We start from the raw sequence: 22,443 nt of genomic DNA on the forward strand, positions 1-22,443 counted from the left end.
CGGGCGACGATCACGGCGCCCCCCCATCGCCACCCACCGCCGCGTCGCTGCCGGACGGCTCCGCGCGGGGAGCGAGCGAACCGAAGTCGCCGGTGTCCCCGAGGCGCACGAGGAAGGGCCGCAGCCGCGTGTAGCGGATGACGGTGACTGAGCAGGGCTCCACGGAGATGCGCTGGAAGAGGTCCAGATGCAGTCCGATGGCGTCCGCGACAAGCGACTTGATGATGTCGCCGTGCGAGCACATCAGGTACACGGCGTCGGGGCCGTGGTCGCGCTCCACGCGCGCGTTCCACTCCCGTACCGCCTCGGCCGCGCGCGTCTGCATGGCCCGCATGGACTCGCCGCCGGGGAAGGCGGCGGCCGACGGATGCTGCTGTACGACCTCCATCAGCGGCTCGTCGGACAGCTCGGCCAGCTTGCGGCCGGACCAGTCTCCGTAGTGGCACTCCCCGATGCGGTCGTCGCTGTGCAGCCGCAGTTCCGGGCGCGCCGCGAGCAGCGGCGCGAGGGTCTCCTGGCAGCGCTGGAGCGGGCTGGCGACGACTTCGGCGAGCGGCAGGTCCGCGAGGCGTCCGGGCAGCGCCGCGGCCTGTGCGGCGCCGCGCTCGTCCAGGGCCACGCCGGGGGTCCACCCGGCGAGCAGACCCGCGGTGTTGGCGGTGGATCGTCCGTGCCGGACGAGGATCAGCGTGGGCATGCGAGCCAGCCTAAGCCGCCGACGGGGTGCGCCCCGAGCCCAGGTCGGGGAGAATGCGCTCCGTGATCGTGGACTGCGCGATGTACCGGAACGGGCGCCGGACCGAGTGCGGCGAGGACTTCTCGCACACCGTCGACCAGGCGCGTACGGCGGGGGACGCCTTTGTCTGGGTGGGCCTGCACGAACCGACGGAAGCGGAGTTCGACGAGGTCAGCGAGGAGTTCGGGCTGCATCCGCTGGCGGTGGAGGACGCCCTGAAGGCCCACCAGCGGCCCAAGCTCGAAGTGTTCGACGACTCGCTTTTCGTGGTCCTGAAACCGGTCGTGTACGAGCCGGACAGCGACGCGGTCTCCTCGGGCGAGGTCATGGTCTTCATCGGCGACGCCTTCGTGGTGACGGTCCGGCACGGCGAGGGCTCGCCCCTGGGCGCCGTACGCCATCGCCTGGAGGCGGAGCCGGACCTGCTGCGGCACGGCCCGACGTCCGTCCTGTACGCGGTCGCCGACGCCACGGTCGACCACTACCTCGACGTCGCGGCCGAGTTGCAGACCGACCTGGAGGAGCTGGAGGCGGAGGTCTTCTCGCCCGACAGCGGGGGCAGCCGCAACACGGCGTCCCGGATCTACCGGTTCAAGCGTCAGATCGTCGAGTTCCGCCGCGCCACGGGTCCGTTGGCGATGCCCATGATGCGCCTCTCCGGAACGGGGCCCTTCGCTCCGGACGTGCCCTTCGTGAAGGACACGGCGAAGCCGTTCTTCCGGGACGTCAGCGACCACCTGACGCGCGTGAACGACTGGGTGGACAGCCTCGACCGCCTGGTCTCCGACATCCTCTCCGCGCATCTGGCGCAGATGAGCGTGCGGCAGAACGACGACATGCGGAAGATCTCGGCGTGGGCGGCCATGGCCGCCGTCCCCACGATGATCGCGGGGGTCTACGGCATGAACTTCGACCACATGCCCGAGTTGCACTGGGTGTGGGCCTACCCCGCCGTGATCCTCCTGATGGCCGCGCTCGAGGTCTTCCTCTACCAGCTGTTCAAGCGCCGCGGCTGGCTCTAGCGGGCGGGCCGCCCCGCGCTCAGGCGAAGCCGGGCGCGGGCTCGGCGGGCCCGCCGAGGGCGTCGCGCCGCTCGGGCATCTTCAGGGACACCATCCGCCGCCAGCCGCCGAGGCGTTCGTACGCGGAGATGGCGCGGATGCCCGAGGCGAGCGCGGCGGACTTGGGCTTCGGCCAGTTCAGGATGCGTCCCATGTGGCCCATCACGGCGAGGCTCACGTCCCGGTACACGCGCGTCTCGGCACGGGCGCACTCGTGCAGGGCGTCGAGGATCGTCCGCCCGTGTCCCTCGGCCGCGAGGCGCAGCAACTCCTCGTGGCAGTAGGCCAGGTGGTTCTCCTCGTCGTGGCAGATCATCCTGATGGCCTTGCCGACCTCAGGGTGGTCGCCGAAGTACGTGACCAGCATGTCCATCTGGTCGGCGGCGCGCTGCTCGGTGACGCGGCTGTGCGAGAGGTAGACGACGACGTCCCGCTCGGTCAACGGCTCCTCGCGGCGCAGCTTGTCGTGGGCCAGGCCGATCCCCTGCCGCTCCAGGAGCATCGTGTAGTCCGTCTCGGGCGGCACCGGGACGGGCTCGAGGCCGCGCTTCTTGAGAAGGGCGTTGAAGATGCGTCCGTGCTTGTCCTCGTCGGCGCCGTGCCGGGCGACCTTGGGGCCGAGCGCGCGCCGTCCCTCCGGGAGCAGCGCGGCGATGCGCCCGTTCTCCCAGCCGCCTTGTGTCTCCCCGCTGGCCGCGATGGAACAGAAGAGCCGGAACGACTCGTCGTTGTCGAGGATCTCCTCGAAGACACTCCTGGCCGAAAGCATCACTGGCACCTCCATGCCCTCCGCGAGAACACCGCGCGGACTCCGCAAAGAGCAAGTCAAATGCGCGGGCACGAGTGTGGCAACAGCTGTCAGGTACAGCTCCGCCAAACGAAGGACAGCTGCCCCGGACGGGGCCGTAACCGAGGGGCCGCGCGACGCGTTGTGCTCCGTGACGGCCGTGGCGGGGAAGACCCCCGAGCCCCCACCACGGCCGCAGAACTTCCCCCTCCTGTTACGCGAGACCGGCGCGCTCCAGCGCCTGCGTACCCGCGCGCAGGGCCGTGATCCGCTCCTCGAGCGTGAAGCCGGCCGGCGCCAGCGTGAGTGTGGTGACCCCGGCGGCCGCGTAGGCCTGCATCCGCTCGGCGACGCGGTCCACGGAGCCGAGCAGCGTGGTCGAGTCGATCAGCTCGCGCGGCACGGCGGCCGCCGCACCGTCCTTGTCGCCGGACAGGTACTTGTCCTGGATCTCGGCGGCTTCCTTCTCGTAGCCCATGCGCTGGGCGAGCTGGTTGTAGAAGTTCTGCTTGCGGCTGCCCATGCCGCCCACGTAGAGGGCGGTGTACGGGCGGAACATGTCCGCGAGGGCGCTGACGTCGTCGCCGATCGCGAGCGGCACCGTCGGGACGACGTCGAAGCCCTCCATCGTCTTGCCCGCCTTCTCGCGCCCGGCGCGCAGGTGGCGGACGGCGGTCTCCTCCAGGTGCTCGGCCGAGGGGAAGATCAGCAGGGCGCCGTCGGCGATCTCGCCGGTCTGCTCCAGGTTCTTGGGGCCGATCGCGGCGACGTACAGCGGGATGTGCTCGCGCTGCGGGTGGACGGTGAGCTTGATGGGCTTGCCCGGTCCGTCCGGCAGCGGAAGCGTCCAGTGCTCGCCCTCGTAGCTGAGGCGCTCGCGCGTCATCGCCTTGCGGACGATCTCGACGTATTCGCGGGTGCGGGCGAGCGGCTTGTCGAACTTGACGCCGTACCAGCCCTCGGAGACCTGCGGCCCGGAGACACCGAGGCCGAGGCGGAAGCGGCCGCCGGAGAGCGAGTCGAGCGTGGCAGCCGTCATCGCGGTCATCGCGGGCTGCCTGGCCGGGATCTGGAAGATCGCGGATCCGATGTCGATGCGTTCGGTCTGCGCGGCCACCCAGGACAGCACCGTGGCGGCGTCCGAGCCGTACGCCTCCGCGGCCCAGCAGACCGCGTAGCCGAGCTTGTCGGCCTCCTTGGCGACGGCGAGGTTGTCCGCGTCCATCCCCGCGCCCCAGTAGCCGAGGTTGATCCCGAGCTGCATGGCCGAATCCCCTTACTGAGCAGTAACGTACCTGTGCCGGGGACTGTAGCGCGTGGCTCGGCGCGCCGTCAGCGGCGGGCGCGCGGGTGGCCGGGTTGTCCACGGGCGCGGGTTTGTCCACAGCCCCTCACGCCGCCGGAGCACGGCCAGTAATCTCAGCGCCCATGGAGCAGAGGCATCTCGGCCGTACCGGCCTTCGCGTGTCCCGGATCGGACTCGGCACCCTGACCTGGGGACACACTCAGGAGAGCGACGCCGCCGACCTGCTGAAGGTGTTCTGGGAAGCCGGCGGCAACCTCGTCGACACGGCCGATGTGTACGGCGACGGGGAGGCGGAGTATCTGCTCGGCCGTCTCATAGAACGGCTCGTTCCGCGCCGCGATCTGGTCGTCGCGACCAAGGCGGGCAGCGTGCCCGACCCCGACCGGCGCTTCGACGGCTCCAGGGGCCACCTCCTGTCCGCGCTCGACGCGTCCCTGGCCCGCCTCGGCACGGATTACGTGGACCTGTGGCAGCTGCACGCCTTCGACCTCAGTACGCCTCTGGAAGAGACGCTCCAGGCCCTGGACATCGCCGTCAGCAGCGGCCGGGCGCGCTATGCGGGCATCTCGAACTTCTCCGGCTGGCAGCTGGCCAAGGCGGCGACGTGGCAGCTCGCGGCGCCGGGCACGCGCACGCGCCTGGCCAGTGCGCAGATGGAGTACTCCCTGCTGCAGCGCGGCGTCGAGCGGGAGCTGCTGCCCGCGGCGATGGACCTGGGCGTGGGCCTGCTGCCCTCGTCGCCGCTGGGCCGCGGCGTGCTCACCGGGAAGTACCGCACCTCGACCCCGGCCGACTCGCGCGGCGGCTCGGAGCACTTCGCGCCGTTCGTCGCGCCCTACCTCGACGATGCCGCGAGCCGCATCGTCGACGCGCTCGCCACGGCCGCGGACGGCTTGGCGGCGACGCCTCTCCAGGTCGCCCTCGCCTGGGTGCGGGACCGCCCCGGAGTGACCGCGCCGATCGTCGGCGCGCGCAACGCGCAGCAGCTCACGGCCGCATTGTCAGTGGAGACCCTTAGTCTTCCTGACGAGATCTGCCAGGCGCTCGACGATGTGTCGGCGCCCGTGCACCGCTACCCCGATCACGACTGGAGCACGCTGTGAGTACGGAGCCGGAAACCGCTGCCGCGCAGGAAGCGGAAGCCGCTGCCGCACAGGAGACCGGGGCGGTCACACCGGAGGCCGGGGACGCGGCCGACCCCGACACCGCCGCCCCCGACGGCACGCCGCCCGGGCCGGAAGACTCCGCCGATCCCGACGCCGCCGAGACCGAGGACCGCCCGCAGTCCCCTTCCGCGGAACACGCGGAGGCTCCCGCCGTACCGGAGGCCGGAGCGACGGCCGCGACGGAAGGCTCCGCCGAGGTCGACGCCACCGAGGCCGAGGGCCGCCCGCAGACCGCGTCGGCGGAGCAGGCGGAAACTCACGCCGTACCGGAGACCGGAGCGACGCCCGGGCCGGAAGACTCCGCCGGTCCCGACGCCGCCGAGACCGAGGACCGCCCGCAGTCCCCTTCCGCGGAACACGTGGAGGCTCCCGCCGTACCGGAGACCGAAGCGACGGCCGCGACGGAAGGCTCCGCCGCAACCGATGCCGTCGAGGGTGCCGCCGCCGAGAGCAAAGAGCTTTCGGAGACCGAGGCCGAGATCGCCGCGCAGCGGGAGTTGCGGGAGCGGATCGCCGAGCGGAAGGCCGCCAAGCAGGGGCCGGTCGACGCCGGGGCCAAGCTGAGCGGCACGGCCGCCGATCTCCTGGCCGCCGTGCGCGCGGTGGAGAGCGGCGAGAAGCCGGTCGACAGCGCCTTCAGCGAGCCCGGACCCGCGCCGCGCAAGGCCGCGCCCGAGCCCGTGCGCCGGCCGCAGCCCGTCGCCCCGGCCCCGTCGGGACCCGGCGACGAAGCCGTGGGCGCGGTCCGTGCCGTGCTCGCCGAAGGCGGGGCGCCTGCCGCCCTCGCCGAGCGGACGGCGGCGGCGCTCGGCGAAGGCGCCGACGCCCTGCTGCGGGAGGACCCCTGGCAGTTGCTGCGGGTCGGCGGCGTGCGCACGGAACAGGCCGACGGCTTCGCGCGGGCACTGCTCGGCGCCGAGTGCGGGCCCGACGACGAGCGGCGGGGGCGCGCGATCACCGCCTGGCTCCTGGAGCAGGCGGCTGTCGCGGGGCACACCGCCCTGGACGCGGCGGCGCTCACCGCGGCGCTCGGTCAGCGCGCCGTGCCCGATCCGGACGCGGCGGTGCAGAGCGCCATCGCGGAGGGCGACATCCTGGTCTTCCAGGACGCCGTCGAGACACCGGGCGCCCCGGCCCCCGTACAGGAAGAGGGCGACGGCGAGGGCGCGGAGGCCGAACAGCCGGTCCGTGTCCTGGTCGGCCTCGAGCAGTACGCGCTCGCCGAGGAGAGCCTCGCCGACGGCCTCGCCCGAGTGATCAACTCCCTGTCCAAAGACGAGGGTCCGGGCTCACCCGCCACAGACTGGGAGACCGCCGCGGGCGAGGCGTCCGGTTCCACCGCCGAGCTGATCCGCGCGGTGGCGGGGCACGGACTCGTCCTGCACACCGGAGGCGAGGCGGCACGCGCCGAGCCCGCCGCCCTTGCGGCTGCCGCGGCGGGCCTGGGCCTGCGCGTATGGGCGGCCACGCACAGCTCCGCGGGGCGCGGGCGCGTCGCCGGACTCATCGGCTCGGACGAGGCGGGCACCGCCACCGTGGCGGGGCTGCTCTCCGGCGCCGAGGGCCCCGGCCGCGACAGGGACGGAGCACTCGCGCTCGACCTCCTGGTGGTCCTGGACGCGCCGCAGCTGGACGTGGAGACCGCCGCGATGCTGGTGGAGTCCCTGCCGGACGGCGCCCGTCTCGTGCTCAGCGGTGATCCGGGACTGCTGTGGTCGGCGGGCCCCGGCCGGGTCTTCGCGGACCTCCTCGCGGCGCGCTGCTGCCCGCAGGTCGTCTCGCGCGTCCCGGACCCCGGCCCCATCGGGGAACTGGTCTCCGGCATCGGCATCGGCGAGCTGAACCAGGTCGAGGCGCCGGGCAAGGAGGTCGTGATCGTCCCCGTGCGCGACGCGGGCGAGGCGGTCCACCGCACGGTGCAGCTCGTGGCGGACTCGGTGCCCCGCGCGATCGGGGTGCCGCCGCAGGACACCCAGGTGATCACTCCCGGACATGGCGGCGCCGCGGGCACCCGGGCGCTGAACACCGCGCTCAAGGAGCGGCTGAACCCCGGCCCCGGCCGGTTCGGCGGCTTCGACCCCGGCGACCGCGTCGCCCACGTCCCCGCGCCGGGGCGCACGACGCCGGGCCGGGTCGTGCGGGCCGACGCGGAGGGGCTGCACCTGGAGTGTGACGGCGCCCCCGTCGTCGTACCGAAGGAGCAGGTCGAGCAGACGGTGCGGCACGCGTGGGCGCTCACCGCGCACCAGGCCGTGGGCCTGAGCTGGCCCGCGGCGGTCGTGGTACTGCCGGGCGACGCGACCGCGGCCCTGAGCAGGCCCTGGGTCTACACCGCGTTCGGCCGCGGCGAGCGGCACCTGTCGGTGGTCCAGGGCGCGGAGCAGGCGCTGCCGCGCGCGGTGTCGGAGATCCCCCCGAAGCCCCGCACGACCCGCCTCCAGACCCTCCTGCGCCCCCAGGTCCCCACCACGCCCTGACCCGGCCCGAGGCCCCCGCCACGCCCTGAGCCGCCCCCGGACCGCCCCGCACTTCCGTGCCCGCCCCGCGCACAGGGCCACGGAGACGGTGGGGCGGCCGGCAGGGGCCGCTCCACACGCCTGCGGGGGTCAGCGATCGGCGTCCAAGGGGCTTCTGTCGTCGTCTACGTCCACGACATCCGCGACATCTACGACGTCCACGTCGTCCACGTCGTCCGCCTCGTCGATATCGTCGAGTTCCCCGAGGACCGCCACCGCGTCGGGATCGACGCGCACACGGACATCGGCGCCGACGGGGCCGACGCGATCATCGTCGTCCCGTTCGTCGTCGAAGACCGCGCTGACGTCGAAGCGGCACACGACCCGGTGCGGGTCCGCCGCGTCGAAGGGGGTGTCGAGCCATTCCCCCGGCTCCGCGGGTTCGTCCGCCGCGGTGACCCAGAGCGTGGAGTCGCCCTCCTCCAGGCCGAACTCCTTGTGCCGGGAGGCGATTTCGTCCGGTTCGAACTCCCCGAAGAGGACTCCGAGCGCGGCATGTACGCTGCTGCCCGCCGCCTCCGCGGCCGGACTCCCGTCCACCGCGTCCGCGTCGAGGTCCGCGACCCGCTGGGCCTGCGCGAGGAGCCGTTGCGGCTCCGCCACCGCGTAGTCCCTGCGGATCAGCACGCTCAGCGCGTTCGCCTCTTCCGGGCCCTGGTACGGCGGCAGCACATCGCTGTCCGAGCCGGGGATCTCGAAGGGGGTGACCTCGTCGTATCGGTCGTAGAGGAGCTCGTCGTACTCCTCGGCCGCGGCGGCCAGCTCGTTGAACGCCTCATAGACGGCCGGGTCGTCCTCCCCCGACCTGCGTTCGACCGCGGCAAGGTGACGGTCGAGCGCGGTCTTGACCGCCTCGGCGGCGGCGCGTACCTCGGCAGCGGTTGGCTGCGCAGCATCAGACATAGTGCAGACGCTATCCGTAGCGGGCCCGTACTTGCACAATAGATGCGATGCCGGAATACGAATTTGTCGACGTGTATGTGCCGCGCGGGGTCACCCGCAAGGAAGCGACGCGCCTGCTGACGGACCATGCGGAGTACGGACACTGGGAGTTGGACCGTCTCAGCCTGCACGCGGACGGCAGTCGCAGGGTGCGGCTGAAGCGGCGGATCATCCGCCAGCTGCGGGCCACCTGGTGACGTGAGGGAGCGAGCGGGGAAACGAAAGGAACAGCGGAACGGAGGGCGCCCCGCCGAGCGGGACACCCTCCGTTCTACGTACGGGATCAAGCGGCGGTATCCGCCCGGATCAGGCGGCCGACCGCGCCCTGCGGTAGAGCACCGTCCCCGCGAGCAGCATGCCCGCGCCCACCGGCAGCACGACACCGATCGGCAGCTCGCCGCCCGTCTGAGCGAGCGTCTCCGAGCCCTTCGGCTGCGCGATGATCTGCGCCCCCGGCTGGTTCGGGGTCCCCGGCTCGTTCGGTGACCCCGGCTGGTTCGGCATCGCCCGGTCGTCCGAGGGCTTCTCGCCCGGCGTTCCGGGCTGCCCGGGCTCCCCGGGCTTCCCCGGCTGCTCCGGCTTCCCCGGATGCTCGGGCTGCTGCGGGCCGCCCGGCGGCTGCTCCGGCCCCCCGGGCGGGTTCTCACCACCCGGCGGCTGCTCCGGCCCCCCGGGAGGGTTCTCACCACCCGGCGGCTGCTCCGGCCCCCCGGGAGGGTTCTCACCACCCGGCGGCTGCTCCGGCCCCCCGGGAGGGTTCTCACCACCCGGCGGCTGCTCCGGCCCCCCGGGAGGGTTCTCGCCGCCCGGCGGCTGCGCGTCACCCGAGTCGTTGACGCAGTCGTCACCGGCGGTCGCGTTGCCGACACCGACGATGGTGACGCTGTTTCCGCAGACGTTCACCGGCACGTCGACCGGCAGCTGAACGTCGTTGCCCGAGCCGACGCCGGGCGAATCGCTGCTGTGCCCGTGCGCCGAGGATCCGCCGCCCGAGGGCTTGTGCGAGCCGTTGCCGCCCCCGTCGGAGGTGTTGGCGCAGTTGTTGCCCATCGCAGGGTTGAGCACCCCGACGACGTTGACGCTGTTGCCGCAGACATTCACCGGCACGTGCACCGGGAGCTGGACCGAATTGCCGGAGAGTACGCCCGGAGAATCCGATGTACCCCCACCGGCGCCCGAGTCGGCTTGCGCGTATCCACCGCTGATGGCGAGTACGCCCGTCGCGGCCGCCACCGTGATCAGGCCCTTTCGAGTGACCTGTCGCATAGGTATTCCCTGTCTTGTGACCTTCAGGAATGCGTACGCCCCCCACGACGCGTACACGGAATGCCCGAAAGTCCCGGAGTGCATGGGGCGCACTCCGGGACCGGCGGGCTCAGCCCCTCATGGGGTGAGGCACAGCAACGTCACTTGTTGACGCAGGCGTTGCCGAAGGTGGGGTTCAGCAGCCCGATCACGGAGACCGTGTTGCCGCAGACGTTCACCGGAATGTGGATGGGCGCCTGAACGACATTGCCCGAGAGCACGCCGGGGGAATTCACGGCGGCACCCTGGGCGCCGGCGTCGGCAGCAGCGATACCCGCACCCGCGAGCACGAGACCACCCGTGGCAGCCACAGCAGCGACGATCTTCTTGATCATTTTTCCTCCTTGTTGGCAATGCGATCCCAGCCGCGGACCGCATCACCTGTAACGAGGAGGGGGTGACGGAGCTACGAGCCTATTGTTCCTTTCACTCTTTTCAGTCAAGTACGCACGCGCTGACGATTATTGGAGTTTCCCCTCGGGGCGCGCTCCGGGGCGCGTCTCAGGACGCGTCGATGAACCGGTCGAGCACGCGCACACCGAACTTGAGACCGTCCACCGGCACCCGCTCGTCCACGCCGTGGAACATGCCCGCGAAGTCCAGCTCCGGCGGCAGCTTCAGCGGCGCGAAGCCGAAGCCGCGGATGCCGAGGTCGTCGAAGGACTTGGCGTCGGTGCCCGCGGAGAGCATGTACGGCACGGCCTTGGCGATCGGGTCCTCGGCCTGGAGCGCCGTCTGCATGGCGTCGACGAGCGCGCCGTCGAAGGACGTCTCCAGGGCCTTGTCCGCGTGCACGTCCGCGCGCTTGACGTGCGGGCCGAGGAGCCGGTCCAGGTCGGCGAGGAACTCCTCCTCGTACCCCGGCAGGAAGCGGCCGTCGACGTGCGCGGTCGCCTGCCCGGGGATGACGTTGACCTTGTAGCCCGCGCCCAGCTGGGTGGGGTTGGCGGTGTTCTTGAGCGAGGCGCCGATGAGCTTGGCGATGCCGCCGAGCTTGGCGAGCGTCTCGTCCATGTTCTCGGGGTCGAGCTCGGTGCCGAGGGCGTCGCCGAGCTCGTCCAGGAAGTGCCGCAGCGTCTTGGTCACCCGCACCGGGAACTCGTGCCGCCCCAACCGGCCGACCGCCTCGGACAGTTCGGTGATGGCGTTGTCCTTGTGGATCATCGAACCGTGGCCCGCGGTGCCGTCCACGGTCAGCTTCATCCAGTGCATGCCCTTCTGGGCCGTCTCGATGAGGTAGAGCCGCAGGTCCTCGTTGACCTGGTAGGAGAAGCCGCCGACCTCGCTGATGGCCTCCGTGACGCCCTCGAAGAGCTCCGGGTGGTTGTCGACGAGGTAGCGCGCGCCGTACGTGCCGCCGGCCTCCTCGTCGGCCATGAACGACACCACGATGTCGCGCGGAGGCTTGCGCCCGGTGCGCATGCGCTCCCGGACGACCGCGAGGGTCATCGCGTCCATGTCCTTCATGTCGACGGCGCCGCGGCCCCACACACAGCCGTCCGCGATCTCCCCGGAGAAGGGGTGGTGCGTCCAGTCCTGGGCGTTCGCCGGTACGACGTCGGTGTGGCCGTGGATGAGCAGCGCGGGCCGGGAGCGGTCCTCGCCCTCGATGCGGGCGACCGTGGAGGCCCGGCCCGGGTGCGATTCGAAGATCTGCGGTTCGAGCCCCACCTCGGCGAGCTTCTCCGCGACGTACTCGGCCGCCTTGCGCTCGCCCGGGCCCGAGTGGTCGCCGTAGTTGCTGGTGTCGATGCGGATCAGATCGCGGCAGAGATCGACGACCTCGTCCTCACCGGTGACGGTCCGCGCCCGGTCCGCGTCGCCCGCCCTGTCGGCCCTGCTCGACTCGCTCACGATGGTTCCTCCCGCTATCGCTGCTGGTGGTCACGTTCATCCTCCCGCGCCCACCCCCGACGCCCAAGGCCGGGCACCCGTCGACATACGCCGTTCACGCACCTGACCTGTGTGAACGGAGGCCCCCGAATGTTTGCTATGGTTTTCCACGTCGCCGCGGGAAACCGCGACAGACCACCGGTCCGGGTGGCGGAATGGCAGACGCGCTAGCTTGAGGTGCTAGTGCCCTTTATCGGGCGTGGGGGTTCAAGTCCCCCCTCGGACACAACGCAGAGCAATCAGTACACAGCCGGTGCTGGCCGACTTTCGGCCGGCACCGTTTGCGTTGCCCCCCGGCAGTCGCCGTCAGTCGCCTGAGTCCTCCCCGTAGCCCGGCAGCCCGCGCCGCACCCACCGCTCGTGGGCGAGGCGGCCCACCAGTGCTCCGCCGTAGACGACGAAGCCCACGCCCACCAGCCAGGACTGCAGGATCAGCACGGTGCCGAACGGGCCGTACGTCACCGCGTTCGACGCGATCAGCGGTGAGAAGACGAACTGCGAGAAGACCCGCAGCCCCAGCAGGCCGAGGGCCGTCGCGGCGGCTCCGGGGGCCAGGGCCCGCCAGCGGAGGCGGCCGCAGAGCAGCCAGCGTTGCGACCACCAGAAGAAGAGGAAGACGCCGATGGTGTCGGCCGTGGTGACGAGGGCGGTCTCCGCGGCGGACGACTCCTCCGGTGTGGGCGTCGTGACGAAGAGCAGCAGGAAGAAGACCAGCACCGCCAGCCAGACCACGTGCCGCCACATCGTGTGCCAGCGCGCCGCGGGCAGGTCCCACACCCGCTCGTAGCCGGTCTGTACGGCCGACCCGAAGGTCACGCCGAATGCCGCGAGCGCGCCGAGGCCGAGCGCCGTGGTCCGCTGCAGAGCCTGGCCCGGTGCGCCGAAGAGTTTCTTGATCTCCTCCTCCGGCACCTCGGAGACCCCGAGACCCTGCACCAGCCACCGGGCGAAGCCCTCTCCCCTCGCCAGATCGGCGGCGGCGACGACCACGAGGAGGGGCACGAGCGTGAGGAAGCTGAGCGCGGCGAAGCCCATGGCGCGGTGCATCAGCTCCATCTCGCGGCCGCGGTTCCAGGCGAGGCCCACGAGCGGGGCCGGGGCCCGCCGGTCCGGGCGCGGAAACCACCGGCCGTGCTGGGCGGGGCCGCCGCGATCGGGCGTACCGGGTGCTTGGGGCATGTCGGATCGCCTACCCGCAATCGCCGCGGAGGCAGTCCGCCGTACCGCCGAACGGGGCCCGTCAAAAGGCGGCCGGACCCGTCAGGGGCCCCCTAGCCGTCCCACAGCTCCTCGTGCCGCCGGTGTGCCGGGGTCAGGCCGCTGTTGAAGAATCTGTCGTAGTACTCGTTCTCCACGTGATGCGCCTGGAGCCAGATCCCGGGGACGTGGATCGCGTCCGTGTGCGCGGGGAAGCGGCGGTGGGTGCGCAGGATGTACGTGCAGATGTCGCGGGCGCACTCGACCACCCGTTCCTCGTACTCGCTCGCCTCGGCGAGGTAGCGGCGGCCGTAGTCCTCGCGGTAGATGCGGCTGAAGACGTCCTTGTCGCCGTAGACGCCGCCGGGGCCGAACTTCTCGCGGATCACCGCGTCCACCGCGTCGGACATCGACGCGAACGCGGGCGGGCAGGTCGCGGAGATAAGCGGCTCGCCGTCCGGCGCCCGCAGGCCCACCGGGTGCGAGCGTACGTTCGCGTACTTGGGGAGCGGGATGTGCCAGCGCCACACGTCGGCCGGGCGCCAGCGCGGGGTGACGAAGGTGAAGCCGAGCATCCTGCCGTAGACGCGGGAGAACTTCGGGTCGCCCAGGGCGATCTGCGGGTTGACGGACGCGTGGATCCAGGCGCCGAGGCCCATCGCCTCGGCCACCAGCATCAGGTTCTGGAGCAGCAGGTCGGCCTCGATCTGGGTGCGCAGCGGGCCGAGCGCGCCCAGCGGCAGCTTCAGTTTCCCGTTCAGGAAGCCGTTCTTGACCCACTTCTTCACGCCCGCCGGACGGTAGAAGTTCCGGTCGTCCACCAGCGTGGGCCGCGCCCCGTCCGGCTGGGTGAGCAGATACATCACGGCGTTGATGTACTGGTGGGACAGGTCCACCACCGGGAAGAGGACCGTCGTGCCGGGCAGGTTGGACAGGAAGCGGTTCGAGTCCAGGTAGGCCGGGAAGTCGCGCAGGCCCTCCGCCACGTCCAGACGGTGGTCGAGGACCCTGACCTTGGCCTCCCGTGCGCGAGCGGTCAGGGTCGGGCCGTCGAAGGGTTCCTCCGGCGCCGGGGGCAGCTTCCGCAGGTAGTACGTGCCGGTGTCGTTGATCAGGAAGAAGTGCGTGCCCTGCGCGTTGTCGGGGCTGCCCGCCGTACGTCCCGCCATGGTCAGGTTCGGCTTCGCCATGATCGGTTTGCCGTCTCGCGGATCGTCGAAGGGGCGGTCCGGCATCGTGAGCCCGGTGCAGCCGGTGAGGGCGATCAGGACCGCTTCCTCCAGCTCGGTCAGCGGCTGCGGCGCTTCCTTGGAGACGTAGCTCATCGATCCCGCCGGGACGGTGGCGCCGCGGCTCACCCGGTGGGTGCGGCGGCGCCAGACCGTCTCCAGGAGCGGTCGTGCGAAGAGGTCGGCGAGGCCGGGGTGGTGCCCGTCCGCCCGGCCGCCGGAGCCGCCGTCAGCCTGCGGCATCAGTGCCTCCGTCCCGCATCGGCTGCACCTGCCTCCACGGGGCGAACGCGCTCGCGCCGCGCGGCAGCAGACCCGCGAGGTCCGGGGCGTGCCGCTGGATGACGGACTTCATGCCGCCCCGCTCCACCCAGTCGATGCCCAGCGGGGTGTAGATCTCGGGCCGGTAGTCGACGGTCAGGAAGCGGTCGCTCTGCAGGCGCCGGGTGGCCATCAGGATGAAGATGCGGAAGGCCGTGTCGCTGAAGCCGAAGCCGGTCGGCGGGTTCTCGGCGAACAGGCCGACCACGGTGTCGATCTCGTCGACCGAGTCGTAGACGTCCTTGAGGCGCGCGACGGTCCCGGGGTCCTGGCTCAGGTCCTCGAAGCGGCTGATGCGCGGCTTGTGCAGGCCGGCGCGGAAGTCGTTGTAGCGCGGCACGCCCCGCCTGCGGGTGCGCACGAGGTCGACGACCGACAGGTCGATGATCTCGCCGTCGCGCTCGAAGTTCTGCAGCGCGCGCGGGAAGTTGTTCAGGGTGATCGCGCCGGGGTGGGCGATGCCGAACGAGTAGAGGGTGTCGGCGAGGCCCGTCTTGCGGATGGCGGCCTCGGCCGCGACGCCCTGGATGTCCCGGAAGCCGAGGGTCTCCAGGGGCCGCCCGAAGTGGTGCTCGCGCATCACGTAGTCGTCGGGGATCAGCGGGTGCATGCGGTAGACGGTGACGAAGTCCTCGGTGAGGGAGTACGGCGCCGCGTGGTGGTCCGGCAGCGTCTTGGAGATGCCGGTCAGCGAGTGGGCCTCCAGGAGCCACAGGCCGAGCTTGTTCAGCCAGTTGTCCGGCGGGCCCTCCCAGTTGGTGTGCAGACCCAGGTCGATGGCCTCGGTGGCGAGGATCGCCGGGGTCCACTCCACCGTGTGGATCTTGGCGATGAGGGCGGAGACGACCAGACGCGCCGCGTGATAGATGCTGTCCTCGCTCATCGCGGGGTACTCGCGGCGCATGGCCGCGCAGACCGCGTTGTGCTCGCGGGCGAAGAGCGTGTGCATGGCGCTGAGGCCGAGCCACCAGCTCTCGTTGAAGCCGGTGAGCGGGACGCCGTTGGGGCCGAGGGGCAGGTGGCCGTCCTCCAGGCGCAGGTCGGCGCTGCCGTCGGCCTCGCGCAGGAACCTCGCGGTCTGCTCGTCGGCGCCGTACACCTCCGAGCCGTCCCACCAGTGGGACGCGCTGTTGGCGAAGAGGATGGGCGGCTGGTTGCCGGGGACCTCGATGCCCTCGTTCTCGGCGAAGCGCATCACGTTCTCGGCGGGCCCGCCGGGGGTGTTGTGCCAGATGCTGCCGGGCGGCAGCGGCACCTCGACCGACTTGGTGCCCGCCGGGTAGCGGCGGTGGTTGACCCAGTCGTGGACCTGGAACTGGATCCAGGCCGCGGCCAGGATGTTGAGCGAGGTCGCGGGCACGAAGGTCTCGCGCTGCAGGAGCGTGCGGCTGACGGTGACCGGGTTCGGGGTGTCGAAGAGGTCGGGCCGGTAGTCCGGCTTCAGGTTGCGTCCGAAGGCAGCGCCCACGGCTCCCATGGAGGGCGCGGAGAGGTCGTTGTACGACCCGTCGTAGGACCGGGCCGTGCGCAGCCGCTCGTCGACCGGCGCGGGCACGGGGACGGCCTTCGGCGGTGCCTCGTGGACGTCGGTGTCGATGAGGTTGAGGCGCCGCAGCACCTTGCGCAGGAAGACCAGGTTCAGCAGGCTCGCCGACACCGGCAGCCTGTGCCACGGCACATAGCGGTTGAGCGCGCCGAAGAAACGTCCGACCGGGATGCCGAGGACGGTGTTGCGCAGCGGCTCCGCGGTGTCGAAACGCAGGCCCTTGCGGTGGGCGGCGCTGGCTTCGTACGCGGCTTTGCGGGCCCGGTTGAGGTTGCCGAGGGGGCGGAACTCCTCGGTCGTGTACCAGGGGTTGAAGGCCAGTTCCTCGACCCGCCCGGCCGCGGCCATGGCCTCGACGGTGGCCAGGTCCTGGCGCGGCACGGTGAGGCGTGCGACGGGCACCGCGGGCGTGATGGTGTCCCTCCACTCCACGGAGCCGTCCTCGACGGGCGTGCGCTTCTCGTCCACGTACCGCTGGACGCACAGGTCGAAGGCGATGTCCGAGGTGACCAGGCGGTGCGCGAGTTCGCGGTGGAGGAAGCCGGGGTCGCGGCGTTCGGGCTTCGGTTCGGGGGCGCTGCCCACGACGGGGCGCAGGAGGTAGCGGACCGGTCCTGCCTCGCCCCAGAGGATGGCGCCGCGGCTCCAGTACGTCTCCCTGGCCAGGCTGTTGACCGTGTGCCGGGTGGCGGACTGGATGTTGCGCCGCATGCGGGTCGCGGTGGAGAGGCCGACGGCCAGCGGGAGCTTCACGAACAGGCCGATGGCCTTCTGCAGCCGACTGGTGGCGCCCGCCATGACCTTGGCGAAGGCGACGAACTCACGGGCGTCGCGGGCGTGCGACACCGGGAAGTTGGTGGCCAGCAGGTCGTGGCTCTCCTCGTCCGACACCGTCACGCGCACGGCCACGCCGCGCAGATCGGCCGCGGCGTCGGGCTGCCGGGTGCCGCCGGCGTTGGAGAGCCGCACGGTCGCCGGGTACTCGGCTCCCGGCTGGGCGAAACCGCCGCGCAGGGCCTCGGGCAGGTCGTCGTGGAAAGTGAGGCGGGCGTTCTCCACGCCGAGCGCGGGTTTGGCGTGCTGGGTGCGCGCGAGGGAACCGGCGCCGGCCGCACGCCGGTTCTTCGCCTGGACCTTCATGATTTCGCGGGCCAGGCGCTCGAAGAGGCGGTGTTCCGCCTCGGGGCTGCCGCCCGCGTAGCGCTCGTAGGTCTGCTCGTACTCTCCGCTGTCGGCCATCAGGCTCTTCCTTCGCACGCAGGCGTACGGGACGGGACAGGCCCTTGGACGCTACTGGCGGCGCGGGACGGCCGCAGCGCGGGTTCTCGCCTATGTGCGGGGTGAGCTGCGTACGTCGAACAGGCAGGCAAGGCAGGGTATTCGGGCCCGTCGGGCGTACCGGGGCGTTCGAGCGGCGCGGATCGGGTGATCGTCCGGGTGTCCCTCCCGAAGTCTCCTCTCACAGCAGCCCCGGGAGCCGAGTACGCCGATGGCCGGTCCGTGACGGGTCCGCCGAGGCGCGCCGGGCGAGCTAGGCGATGAAGGCGCCGTCGACGTACACCCACGCCCCGTCGAGGCGCTCGAAGCGGCTGCGCTCGTGCAGGGACTCCTTGCGCCCGCCGTCGGTGTAGCGGGCCCGGAACTCGACCGTGCCGGTGGTGTGGAACGCGGTGCCGTCGGCGGTGTCCAGGATCTCCAGGCCGACCCAGCGCAGCCCCGGGTCGAACTCCACGCGCGGCGGCCGGGTGCGCGGGTGCCAGGTGCGCAGGAGATACGCCTCGTCCCTGACGGCGAAGGCGCAGTAGCGGGAGCGCATCAGCTCCTCGGGCACGGCGGCCACGGCCTCGCCCCGGTGCAGCCGTCCGCAGCATTTCTCGTACGGCTCGGGGTGGCCGCAGGGGCAGGACTGGGCACGGGGGGCGCGTCGGGACATGCGGACCATTGTCCCCGACGACGGGGGGAGGAGCGCCCCGCAGGGGCGCGGGGAACTGCGCGACCAGCCACGACGCGCCCGCGGAAGGCATCCGAGCCCCGGAAGGAGGCGTCCACTACGGGGCGAGAATGTCCAGCTCGTGCAGCGCCCCCACTGCGATCTCCCGCGTAATGGCCTCCGCGGCGGCGGCGTCCCCCTCGCGCACCGCCTCCGCGAGCCTGACATGCAGGGTGACGGCTGCCGGGTCCGGGTCCTCGAACATGACCTGGTGGTGGGTACGGCCCGCGAGGACCTCCGCGACGACATCGCCGAGGCGGGCGAACATCTCGTTGCCCGACGCGTTCAGGACGATGCGGTGGAAGTTGACGTCGTGGAAGAGGTAGCCCTCCAGCTGCTGGCCCCGCGAGGTGGCGACCATGCCGAGGGCGCACTCGGTGAGGGCCGCGCACTGCTCGGGGGTGGCGTGCTGGGCGGCGAGGCCCGCGGCGGCGGGTTCGATCGCCGAGCGCAGGACCGTGAGGGAGCGCAGCTGGCGCGGCCGGTCGGCGCCGGCCAGACGCCACCGGATGACCTGCGGGTCGTAGACGTTCCACTCGGCCGTGGGCAGTACGGTCACACCGACCCGGCGCCGGGACTCGACCAGGTGCATCGACTCCAGGACCCGCACCGCTTCCCGTACGACGGAGCGTGAGACCTCGAACCGCTGGGCCAGCTCGTCCGTGCGCAACACGCTGCCCGGCGGGTACTCGCCGCCGGTGATGGCGGGCCCGAGGCTTTCCAGTACACGAGCGTGCAGCCCACGGGCCTGTGCGGTCATGACGTCAGGGTATGCGGCGGCCCTCGGGAACAAAAAGTCAGACTTTTGTGTCACAGACTCTTGAATTTGTCAGACCTAATAGGTTTCAGTGACGTGAACGAGCCACGGGCCTCCCCCGTCCCGTGGCTCGTTCCCGGACCGATGTCGAAGAAGACAGCGAGGCACGACAGCGATGAGCACCCCCCACGTCGTCGTAGTGATGGGCGTGGCAGGAACCGGCAAGACAACGATCGGTCCCCTGCTCGCGGCACAGCTCGGCGTTCCCTACGCCGAGGGCGACGACTTCCACCCCCCTGCGAACATCGCCAAGATGTCGGCCGGGACCCCGCTGACCGACGACGACCGCTGGCCGTGGCTCGATGCCATCGGCGCCTGGGCCCACGGCAGGGCCGGGCTCGGCGGTGTGGTCAGCAGCTCGGCGCTGAAGCGCAGCTATCGCGACCGCCTGCGGGCCGAGGCCCCCGGCATCGTCTTCGTCCACCTCACCGGCGACCGGGCCCTCATCGAGGACCGGATGTCGCACCGCGAGGGCCACTTCATGCCGACGGCCCTGCTCGACTCGCAGTTCGCCACGCTTCAGCCGCTCGGCGCGGACGAGGCGGGCGTCGCGGTCGACGTCTCCGGCAGTCCGGAAGAGATCAGCGAGCGCGCCTTCGAGGCGCTGGGCGCGCTCGACCGGTAGTTCCCCGTAGGCGCCTCCCCTCGCGCCCCCGAACCCCTCGCACCCCCGCACCCCCCTCCCCTGACGTTCAAGGAAGACACCGTGACCAGTCTCAGCGTTGAGATGCTGGCAGCGGACGCCGCCGAGCCGATCACCTCCGCTGGCCATGCCCAGCTGGGCATCGCCGTTCTCGCGGGCATCGCCGTCATCGTTCTGCTCATCACGAAGTTCAAGCTGCACGCGTTCCTGGCCCTGACCATCGGGTCGCTCGCCCTCGGCGCCTTCGCGGGTGCCCCGCTCGACAAGACGATCGAAAGCTTCACCGCGGGTCTCGGCGACACGGTCGCGGGCGTGGGTGTACTGATCGCTCTCGGCGCGATCCTCGGCAAGCTGCTCGCCGACTCCGGCGGCGCGGACCAGATCGTCGACACCATCCTAGCCAAGGCGGGTGGGCGTGCGATGCCCTGGGCGATGGTCCTCATCGCCTCGGTGATCGGGCTTCCGCTGTTCTTCGAGGTCGGCATCGTGCTGCTGATCCCGGTCGTCCTGATGGTCGCCAAGCGCGGCAACTACTCGCTGATGCGGATCGGCATCCCGGCCCTGGCCGGTCTGTCCGTGATGCACGGGCTCATCCCGCCGCACCCCGGCCCGCTGGTCGCGATCGACGCGGTGGACGCCAACCTGGGCATCACTCTCGCTCTCGGTGTGCTCGTCGCCATTCCTACGGTGATCATCGCGGGCCCCGTCTTCTCGAAGTACGCGGCGAAGTGGGTGGATGTCCCCGCCCCCGAGAAGATGATGCCGCAGCGTCCTTCCGAGGACCTGGAGAAGCGTCCCGGGTTCGGCGTGACGGTCGCGACCGTGCTGCTTCCCGTCGTGATGATGCTGGCCAAGGCGCTTGTCGACATCATCGTCGACAACCCCGACCACACCGTCCAGCGGGTCTTCGACGTCGTCGGCTCGCCGCTGATCGCGCTGCTCGCCGCGGTGATCGTGGGCATGTTCACCCTCGGCCGTGCGGCCGGCTTCACGAAGGACCGGCTCTCGACCACCGTCGAGAAGTCGCTCGCGCCGATCGCCGGTGTGCTGATGATCGTGGGTGCGGGCGGTGGCTTCAAGCAGACCCTCATCGACTCGGGTGTCGGTCAGATGGTCCTGGAGATCTCCGAGGACTGGTCGATTCCGGCGCTCCTGCTCGCGTGGCTGATCGCCGTGGTGATCCGCCTCGCCACGGGGTCCGCGACGGTGGCGACCATCTCGGCCGCCGGGCTCGTGGCTCCGCTGGCCGCGGACATGTCCGACTCGCACACCGCGCTGCTCGTGCTGGCCATCGGGGCCGGGTCGCTCTTCTTCTCGCACGTGAACGACGCGGGGTTCTGGCTGGTGAAGGAGTACTTCGGGCTGAGCGTCGGGCAGACGATCAAGACCTGGTCCGTGATGGAGACGATCATCTCCGTTGTCGCGGGTGGGCTGGTGCTGTTGCTTTCGCTTGTCATTTAGGCGGGGTCAGAGCTACTTCTCTTTCCCCAACCCCGCCCCTTCCCGAAAACCCGCTGGCGCGGGGGCCTTGGTTGCCGTCAATCACCGGCTCCGCCGAGTTCGTCCTCAAACGCCGGACAGGCTGAAAGATGCCGGCCGGGCTGATCCAGCCCGGCCGGCATCTGCGTCTACCTACGCCACAGCGGATGCTCCTGCTCCGCCCACTCCGGGTCCACCGACCCGGTCCGCATCCCCCGTCTCGACTCCGGGTCCGCCCACGCCATGCCCACGTGGCCCGCGATCACCACGCCCAGGGCAAGGGCCAGCCAGTCGTGGACGAACGTGCTTCCCGTACGCCAGGACAGGGGGGCCAGGTGCGTGAACCACATCAGCAGGCCCGTGCCCAGCATCACCAGGACCGCTCCGGCCAGCCAGCCCGCATACAGCTTCTGGCCCGCGTTGAACTTGCCCGCCCGCCGGGTGCGCCGCCGCAGCCAGGCCCTGTCGTGCGGGCCGAAGCGGTTCAGGAGGCGCAGGTCGCCGCGGAAGGCGCGGGACGCCAGGCCCGCCAGGAACGGGGCCGGGAGCAGCAGGCCCGACCATTCGTGGACGGTCACCACCAAGGCGCGGCGGCCCACCAGCTCCGCGAGCTGAGGGACGTACAGGCACGCGGCGGTCGCCACGCACACGCCCATCAGGATCGCCGTCATGCGGTGCACCCACCGCTCGGCCGGGCTGAACCTGCGCACCCGTGCCGCGGCCGCCTCAAGCCGTGGGCTCGTCGTCCCTGCCATTGGAATCACCCACCCACGCGTCGACGTCATAGCCCCGCTTCTCCCAGTAGCCCGGCTCCACCTCGTCGGTGAGCGTGATCCCGGAGAGCCACTTCGCCGACTTGTAGAAGTACATGGGAGCGACATAGAGGCGGGCCGGCCCGCCGTGGCTGTGGGCCAGGTCCTTGTCCTGCATGCGCAGGGCCACCAGGACGTCCTTCCGCCGGGCCTGCTTCAGCGTCAGGCTCTCGCTGTACGTGCCGTCGAAGCACGTGAAGCGGACGGCCCGGGCGGCCGGGCGTACCCCTGCCGCGTCCAGGAGGCGGGAGAGCCATACGCCCTCGAAGGGGGTGCCCGGAACCCGCCAGCCGGTCACGCACTGGACGTCGCGCACCATGCGGGTCTGCGGCAGGGAGCGCAGCTCGGCGAGGGAGTACGTCGCGGGGCGGTCCACCAGGCCGTCGATCTTCAGGCGGTACGTCGACGCGCTCTTGTGCGGGACGGAGGCGGCGACGGAGTAGTAGCGGAAGCCGCCGCCGTTGGGGAGCAGGTCCGTCAGGCCCGTGGGGTCCTTGTCGGACGCGGCGCCCAGGAAGGATTCCAGGCCCCGCTGGAGCGGCGGCGCGGCGGCCACGCCCGCGATGCCGAGGCCGAGCATGCCCAGGACCAGGCGGCGGCCGACAGGGGCGCCGCCGCGGTCCTCTTCGGGCCGGTGCGGAGGGGAAGTCGTCACCCTCCGATTCGAGCACCCGCGGCACCGGGGGTACAGGGGCCG

20 protein-coding genes and 1 tRNA gene are annotated in these 22,443 nt (G+C 71.4%); 7 read left to right on the plus strand and 14 right to left on the minus strand.

All coding sequences use genetic code 11. The features are described 5' to 3' along the window. Positions 1-10 precede the first annotated feature (10 nt). Positions 11-697, minus strand: coding sequence for a histidine phosphatase family protein (locus tag IE226_RS19965; protein ID WP_190082649.1), 687 nt, complete (start codon positions 695-697; stop codon positions 11-13). A 62-nt stretch (positions 698-759) separates the two neighbouring features. Here IE226_RS19965 and corA point away from each other — a divergent pair, with 62 nt between their 5' ends. After that, positions 760-1,758 (plus strand): magnesium/cobalt transporter CorA, encoded by a 999-nt coding sequence (gene corA, locus IE226_RS19970; RefSeq protein ID WP_190082801.1) that lies wholly within the window; start codon positions 760-762, stop codon positions 1,756-1,758. Between the two features lie 19 nt (positions 1,759-1,777). On the opposite strand, the gene IE226_RS19975 is transcribed toward corA, so the two are convergent. Together IE226_RS19975 and IE226_RS19980 are read right to left on the minus strand one after the other, a co-directional pair. Continuing rightward, the gene (locus IE226_RS19975; RefSeq protein WP_190082650.1) at positions 1,778-2,566 is read right to left on the minus strand and encodes a ferritin-like domain-containing protein; all 789 of its coding nucleotides are present in this window, start codon (positions 2,564-2,566) and stop codon (positions 1,778-1,780) included. Between the two features lie 232 nt (positions 2,567-2,798). Further along, positions 2,799-3,848 carry an LLM class F420-dependent oxidoreductase gene (locus tag IE226_RS19980; RefSeq protein WP_190082651.1) on the minus strand — a complete coding sequence of 350 codons (1,050 nt, stop codon included), beginning with the start codon at positions 3,846-3,848 and terminating at the stop codon, positions 2,799-2,801. Positions 3,849-4,012: 164 nt separating this feature from the next. Between IE226_RS19980 and IE226_RS19985 the strand changes: the two genes are divergently transcribed. Both IE226_RS19985 and IE226_RS19990 read left to right on the plus strand, forming a co-directional pair. Beyond that, positions 4,013-4,993, plus strand: a complete 981-nt coding sequence (locus tag IE226_RS19985; protein ID WP_190082652.1) for an aldo/keto reductase — start codon at positions 4,013-4,015, stop codon at positions 4,991-4,993. Next, the gene (locus tag IE226_RS19990; protein ID WP_190082653.1) at positions 4,990-7,533 is read left to right on the plus strand and encodes a helix-hairpin-helix domain-containing protein; all 2,544 of its coding nucleotides are present in this window, start codon (positions 4,990-4,992) and stop codon (positions 7,531-7,533) included. Before IE226_RS19985 ends, IE226_RS19990 begins: the two co-directional genes overlap by 4 nt. A gap of 129 nt (positions 7,534-7,662) precedes the next feature. Here the strand turns inward: IE226_RS19990 and IE226_RS19995 are convergent, their stop codons facing one another. Further along, positions 7,663-8,475, minus strand: a complete 813-nt coding sequence (locus IE226_RS19995) for a hypothetical protein (RefSeq protein ID WP_190082654.1) — start codon at positions 8,473-8,475, stop codon at positions 7,663-7,665. A gap of 47 nt (positions 8,476-8,522) precedes the next feature. Here IE226_RS19995 and IE226_RS20000 point away from each other — a divergent pair, with 47 nt between their 5' ends. Further along, complete coding sequence (locus IE226_RS20000) at positions 8,523-8,711, plus strand: DUF5703 family protein (protein WP_190082655.1); 189 nt, start codon at positions 8,523-8,525, stop codon at positions 8,709-8,711. A 109-nt stretch (positions 8,712-8,820) separates the two neighbouring features. On the opposite strand, the gene IE226_RS45070 is transcribed toward IE226_RS20000, so the two are convergent. From IE226_RS45070 to IE226_RS20015, 3 genes are all read right to left on the minus strand, one after another. After that, positions 8,821-9,780: a chaplin gene (locus IE226_RS45070; RefSeq protein WP_190082656.1), complete on the minus strand. Its 960-nt coding sequence runs from the start codon at positions 9,778-9,780 to the stop codon at positions 8,821-8,823. Positions 9,781-9,920: 140 nt separating this feature from the next. Further along, the gene (locus tag IE226_RS20010; protein ID WP_190082657.1) at positions 9,921-10,154 is read right to left on the minus strand and encodes a chaplin; all 234 of its coding nucleotides are present in this window, start codon (positions 10,152-10,154) and stop codon (positions 9,921-9,923) included. Positions 10,155-10,320: 166 nt separating this feature from the next. Further along, the gene (locus tag IE226_RS20015) at positions 10,321-11,673 is read right to left on the minus strand and encodes a M20/M25/M40 family metallo-hydrolase (protein WP_190082658.1); all 1,353 of its coding nucleotides are present in this window, start codon (positions 11,671-11,673) and stop codon (positions 10,321-10,323) included. 180 nt (positions 11,674-11,853) lie between these two features. Here IE226_RS20015 and IE226_RS20020 point away from each other — a divergent pair. After that, positions 11,854-11,938: transfer RNA gene (locus tag IE226_RS20020), tRNA-Leu, on the plus strand. Between the two features lie 80 nt (positions 11,939-12,018). Here the strand turns inward: IE226_RS20020 and IE226_RS20025 are convergent. The 5 genes from IE226_RS20025 to IE226_RS20045 form a co-directional block, all read right to left on the minus strand. After that, positions 12,019-12,891 carry a YhjD/YihY/BrkB family envelope integrity protein gene (locus tag IE226_RS20025; protein ID WP_190082659.1) on the minus strand — a complete coding sequence of 291 codons (873 nt, stop codon included), beginning with the start codon at positions 12,889-12,891 and terminating at the stop codon, positions 12,019-12,021. A 92-nt stretch (positions 12,892-12,983) separates the two neighbouring features. Continuing rightward, a complete protein-coding gene (locus tag IE226_RS20030) occupies positions 12,984-14,381 on the minus strand; it encodes a hypothetical protein (protein WP_190082660.1) in 1,398 nt (465 codons plus the stop codon). Continuing rightward, a complete protein-coding gene (locus tag IE226_RS20035) occupies positions 14,368-17,244 on the minus strand; it encodes a peroxidase family protein (protein WP_190082661.1) in 2,877 nt (958 codons plus the stop codon). Before IE226_RS20035 ends, IE226_RS20030 begins: the two co-directional genes overlap by 14 nt. Before the next feature lie 292 nt (positions 17,245-17,536). Further along, positions 17,537-17,938, minus strand: a complete 402-nt coding sequence (locus IE226_RS20040) for a YchJ family protein (protein WP_190082662.1) — start codon at positions 17,936-17,938, stop codon at positions 17,537-17,539. Between the two features lie 115 nt (positions 17,939-18,053). Continuing rightward, the gene (locus IE226_RS20045; protein WP_190082663.1) at positions 18,054-18,755 is read right to left on the minus strand and encodes a FadR/GntR family transcriptional regulator; all 702 of its coding nucleotides are present in this window, start codon (positions 18,753-18,755) and stop codon (positions 18,054-18,056) included. Between the two features lie 172 nt (positions 18,756-18,927). On the opposite strand from IE226_RS20045, the gene IE226_RS20050 reads away from it, so the two are divergent. Continuing rightward, complete coding sequence (locus IE226_RS20050; RefSeq protein WP_190082664.1) at positions 18,928-19,437, plus strand: gluconokinase; 510 nt, start codon at positions 18,928-18,930, stop codon at positions 19,435-19,437. A gap of 81 nt (positions 19,438-19,518) precedes the next feature. Further along, positions 19,519-20,916: a GntT/GntP/DsdX family permease gene (locus tag IE226_RS20055; RefSeq protein ID WP_190082665.1), complete on the plus strand. Its 1,398-nt coding sequence runs from the start codon at positions 19,519-19,521 to the stop codon at positions 20,914-20,916. Between the two features lie 167 nt (positions 20,917-21,083). Here the strand turns inward: IE226_RS20055 and IE226_RS20060 are convergent, their stop codons facing one another. Both IE226_RS20060 and IE226_RS20065 read right to left on the minus strand, forming a co-directional pair. Beyond that, complete coding sequence (locus tag IE226_RS20060) at positions 21,084-21,689, minus strand: cytochrome b/b6 domain-containing protein (protein WP_229871273.1); 606 nt, start codon at positions 21,687-21,689, stop codon at positions 21,084-21,086. Continuing rightward, positions 21,661-22,326, minus strand: a complete 666-nt coding sequence (locus IE226_RS20065) for a molybdopterin-dependent oxidoreductase (RefSeq protein ID WP_190082802.1) — start codon at positions 22,324-22,326, stop codon at positions 21,661-21,663. The genes IE226_RS20060 and IE226_RS20065 overlap by 29 nt, the downstream gene beginning before the upstream one ends. Positions 22,327-22,443: the final 117 nt, after the last annotated feature.

Origin of the sequence: Streptomyces longisporoflavus (assembly GCF_014649775.1) — a bacterium.
GTDB lineage: Bacteria > Actinomycetota > Actinomycetes > Streptomycetales > Streptomycetaceae > Streptomyces > Streptomyces longisporoflavus.

Bases quoted from the DNA above. Each gene is read 5' to 3' on its own strand.
- IE226_RS20045 (WP_190082663.1), bottom strand. From the start codon at position 18,755: ATGACCGCACAGGCCCGTGGGCTGCACGCTCGTGTACTGGAAAGCCTC.
- IE226_RS19995 (WP_190082654.1), bottom strand. From the start codon at position 8,475: ATGTCTGATGCTGCGCAGCCAACCGCTGCCGAGGTACGCGCCGCCGCC.
- IE226_RS19965 (WP_190082649.1), bottom strand. From the start codon at position 697: ATGCCCACGCTGATCCTCGTCCGGCACGGACGATCCACCGCCAACACC.
- IE226_RS20060 (WP_229871273.1), bottom strand. From the start codon at position 21,689: ATGGCAGGGACGACGAGCCCACGGCTTGAGGCGGCCGCGGCACGGGTG.
- IE226_RS20040 (WP_190082662.1), bottom strand. From the start codon at position 17,938: ATGTCCCGACGCGCCCCCCGTGCCCAGTCCTGCCCCTGCGGCCACCCC.
- IE226_RS20010 (WP_190082657.1), bottom strand. From the start codon at position 10,154: ATGATCAAGAAGATCGTCGCTGCTGTGGCTGCCACGGGTGGTCTCGTG.
- IE226_RS20035 (WP_190082661.1), bottom strand. From the start codon at position 17,244: ATGGCCGACAGCGGAGAGTACGAGCAGACCTACGAGCGCTACGCGGGC.
- IE226_RS45070 (WP_190082656.1), bottom strand. From the start codon at position 9,780: ATGCGACAGGTCACTCGAAAGGGCCTGATCACGGTGGCGGCCGCGACG.
- IE226_RS20065 (WP_190082802.1), bottom strand. From the start codon at position 22,326: ATGCTCGGCCTCGGCATCGCGGGCGTGGCCGCCGCGCCGCCGCTCCAG.
- IE226_RS20030 (WP_190082660.1), bottom strand. From the start codon at position 14,381: ATGCCGCAGGCTGACGGCGGCTCCGGCGGCCGGGCGGACGGGCACCAC.
- IE226_RS20050 (WP_190082664.1), top strand. From the start codon at position 18,928: ATGAGCACCCCCCACGTCGTCGTAGTGATGGGCGTGGCAGGAACCGGC.
- IE226_RS19980 (WP_190082651.1), bottom strand. From the start codon at position 3,848: ATGCAGCTCGGGATCAACCTCGGCTACTGGGGCGCGGGGATGGACGCG.
- IE226_RS20025 (WP_190082659.1), bottom strand. From the start codon at position 12,891: ATGCCCCAAGCACCCGGTACGCCCGATCGCGGCGGCCCCGCCCAGCAC.
- IE226_RS19985 (WP_190082652.1), top strand. From the start codon at position 4,013: ATGGAGCAGAGGCATCTCGGCCGTACCGGCCTTCGCGTGTCCCGGATC.
- IE226_RS19975 (WP_190082650.1), bottom strand. From the start codon at position 2,566: ATGCTTTCGGCCAGGAGTGTCTTCGAGGAGATCCTCGACAACGACGAG.
- IE226_RS20000 (WP_190082655.1), top strand. From the start codon at position 8,523: ATGCCGGAATACGAATTTGTCGACGTGTATGTGCCGCGCGGGGTCACC.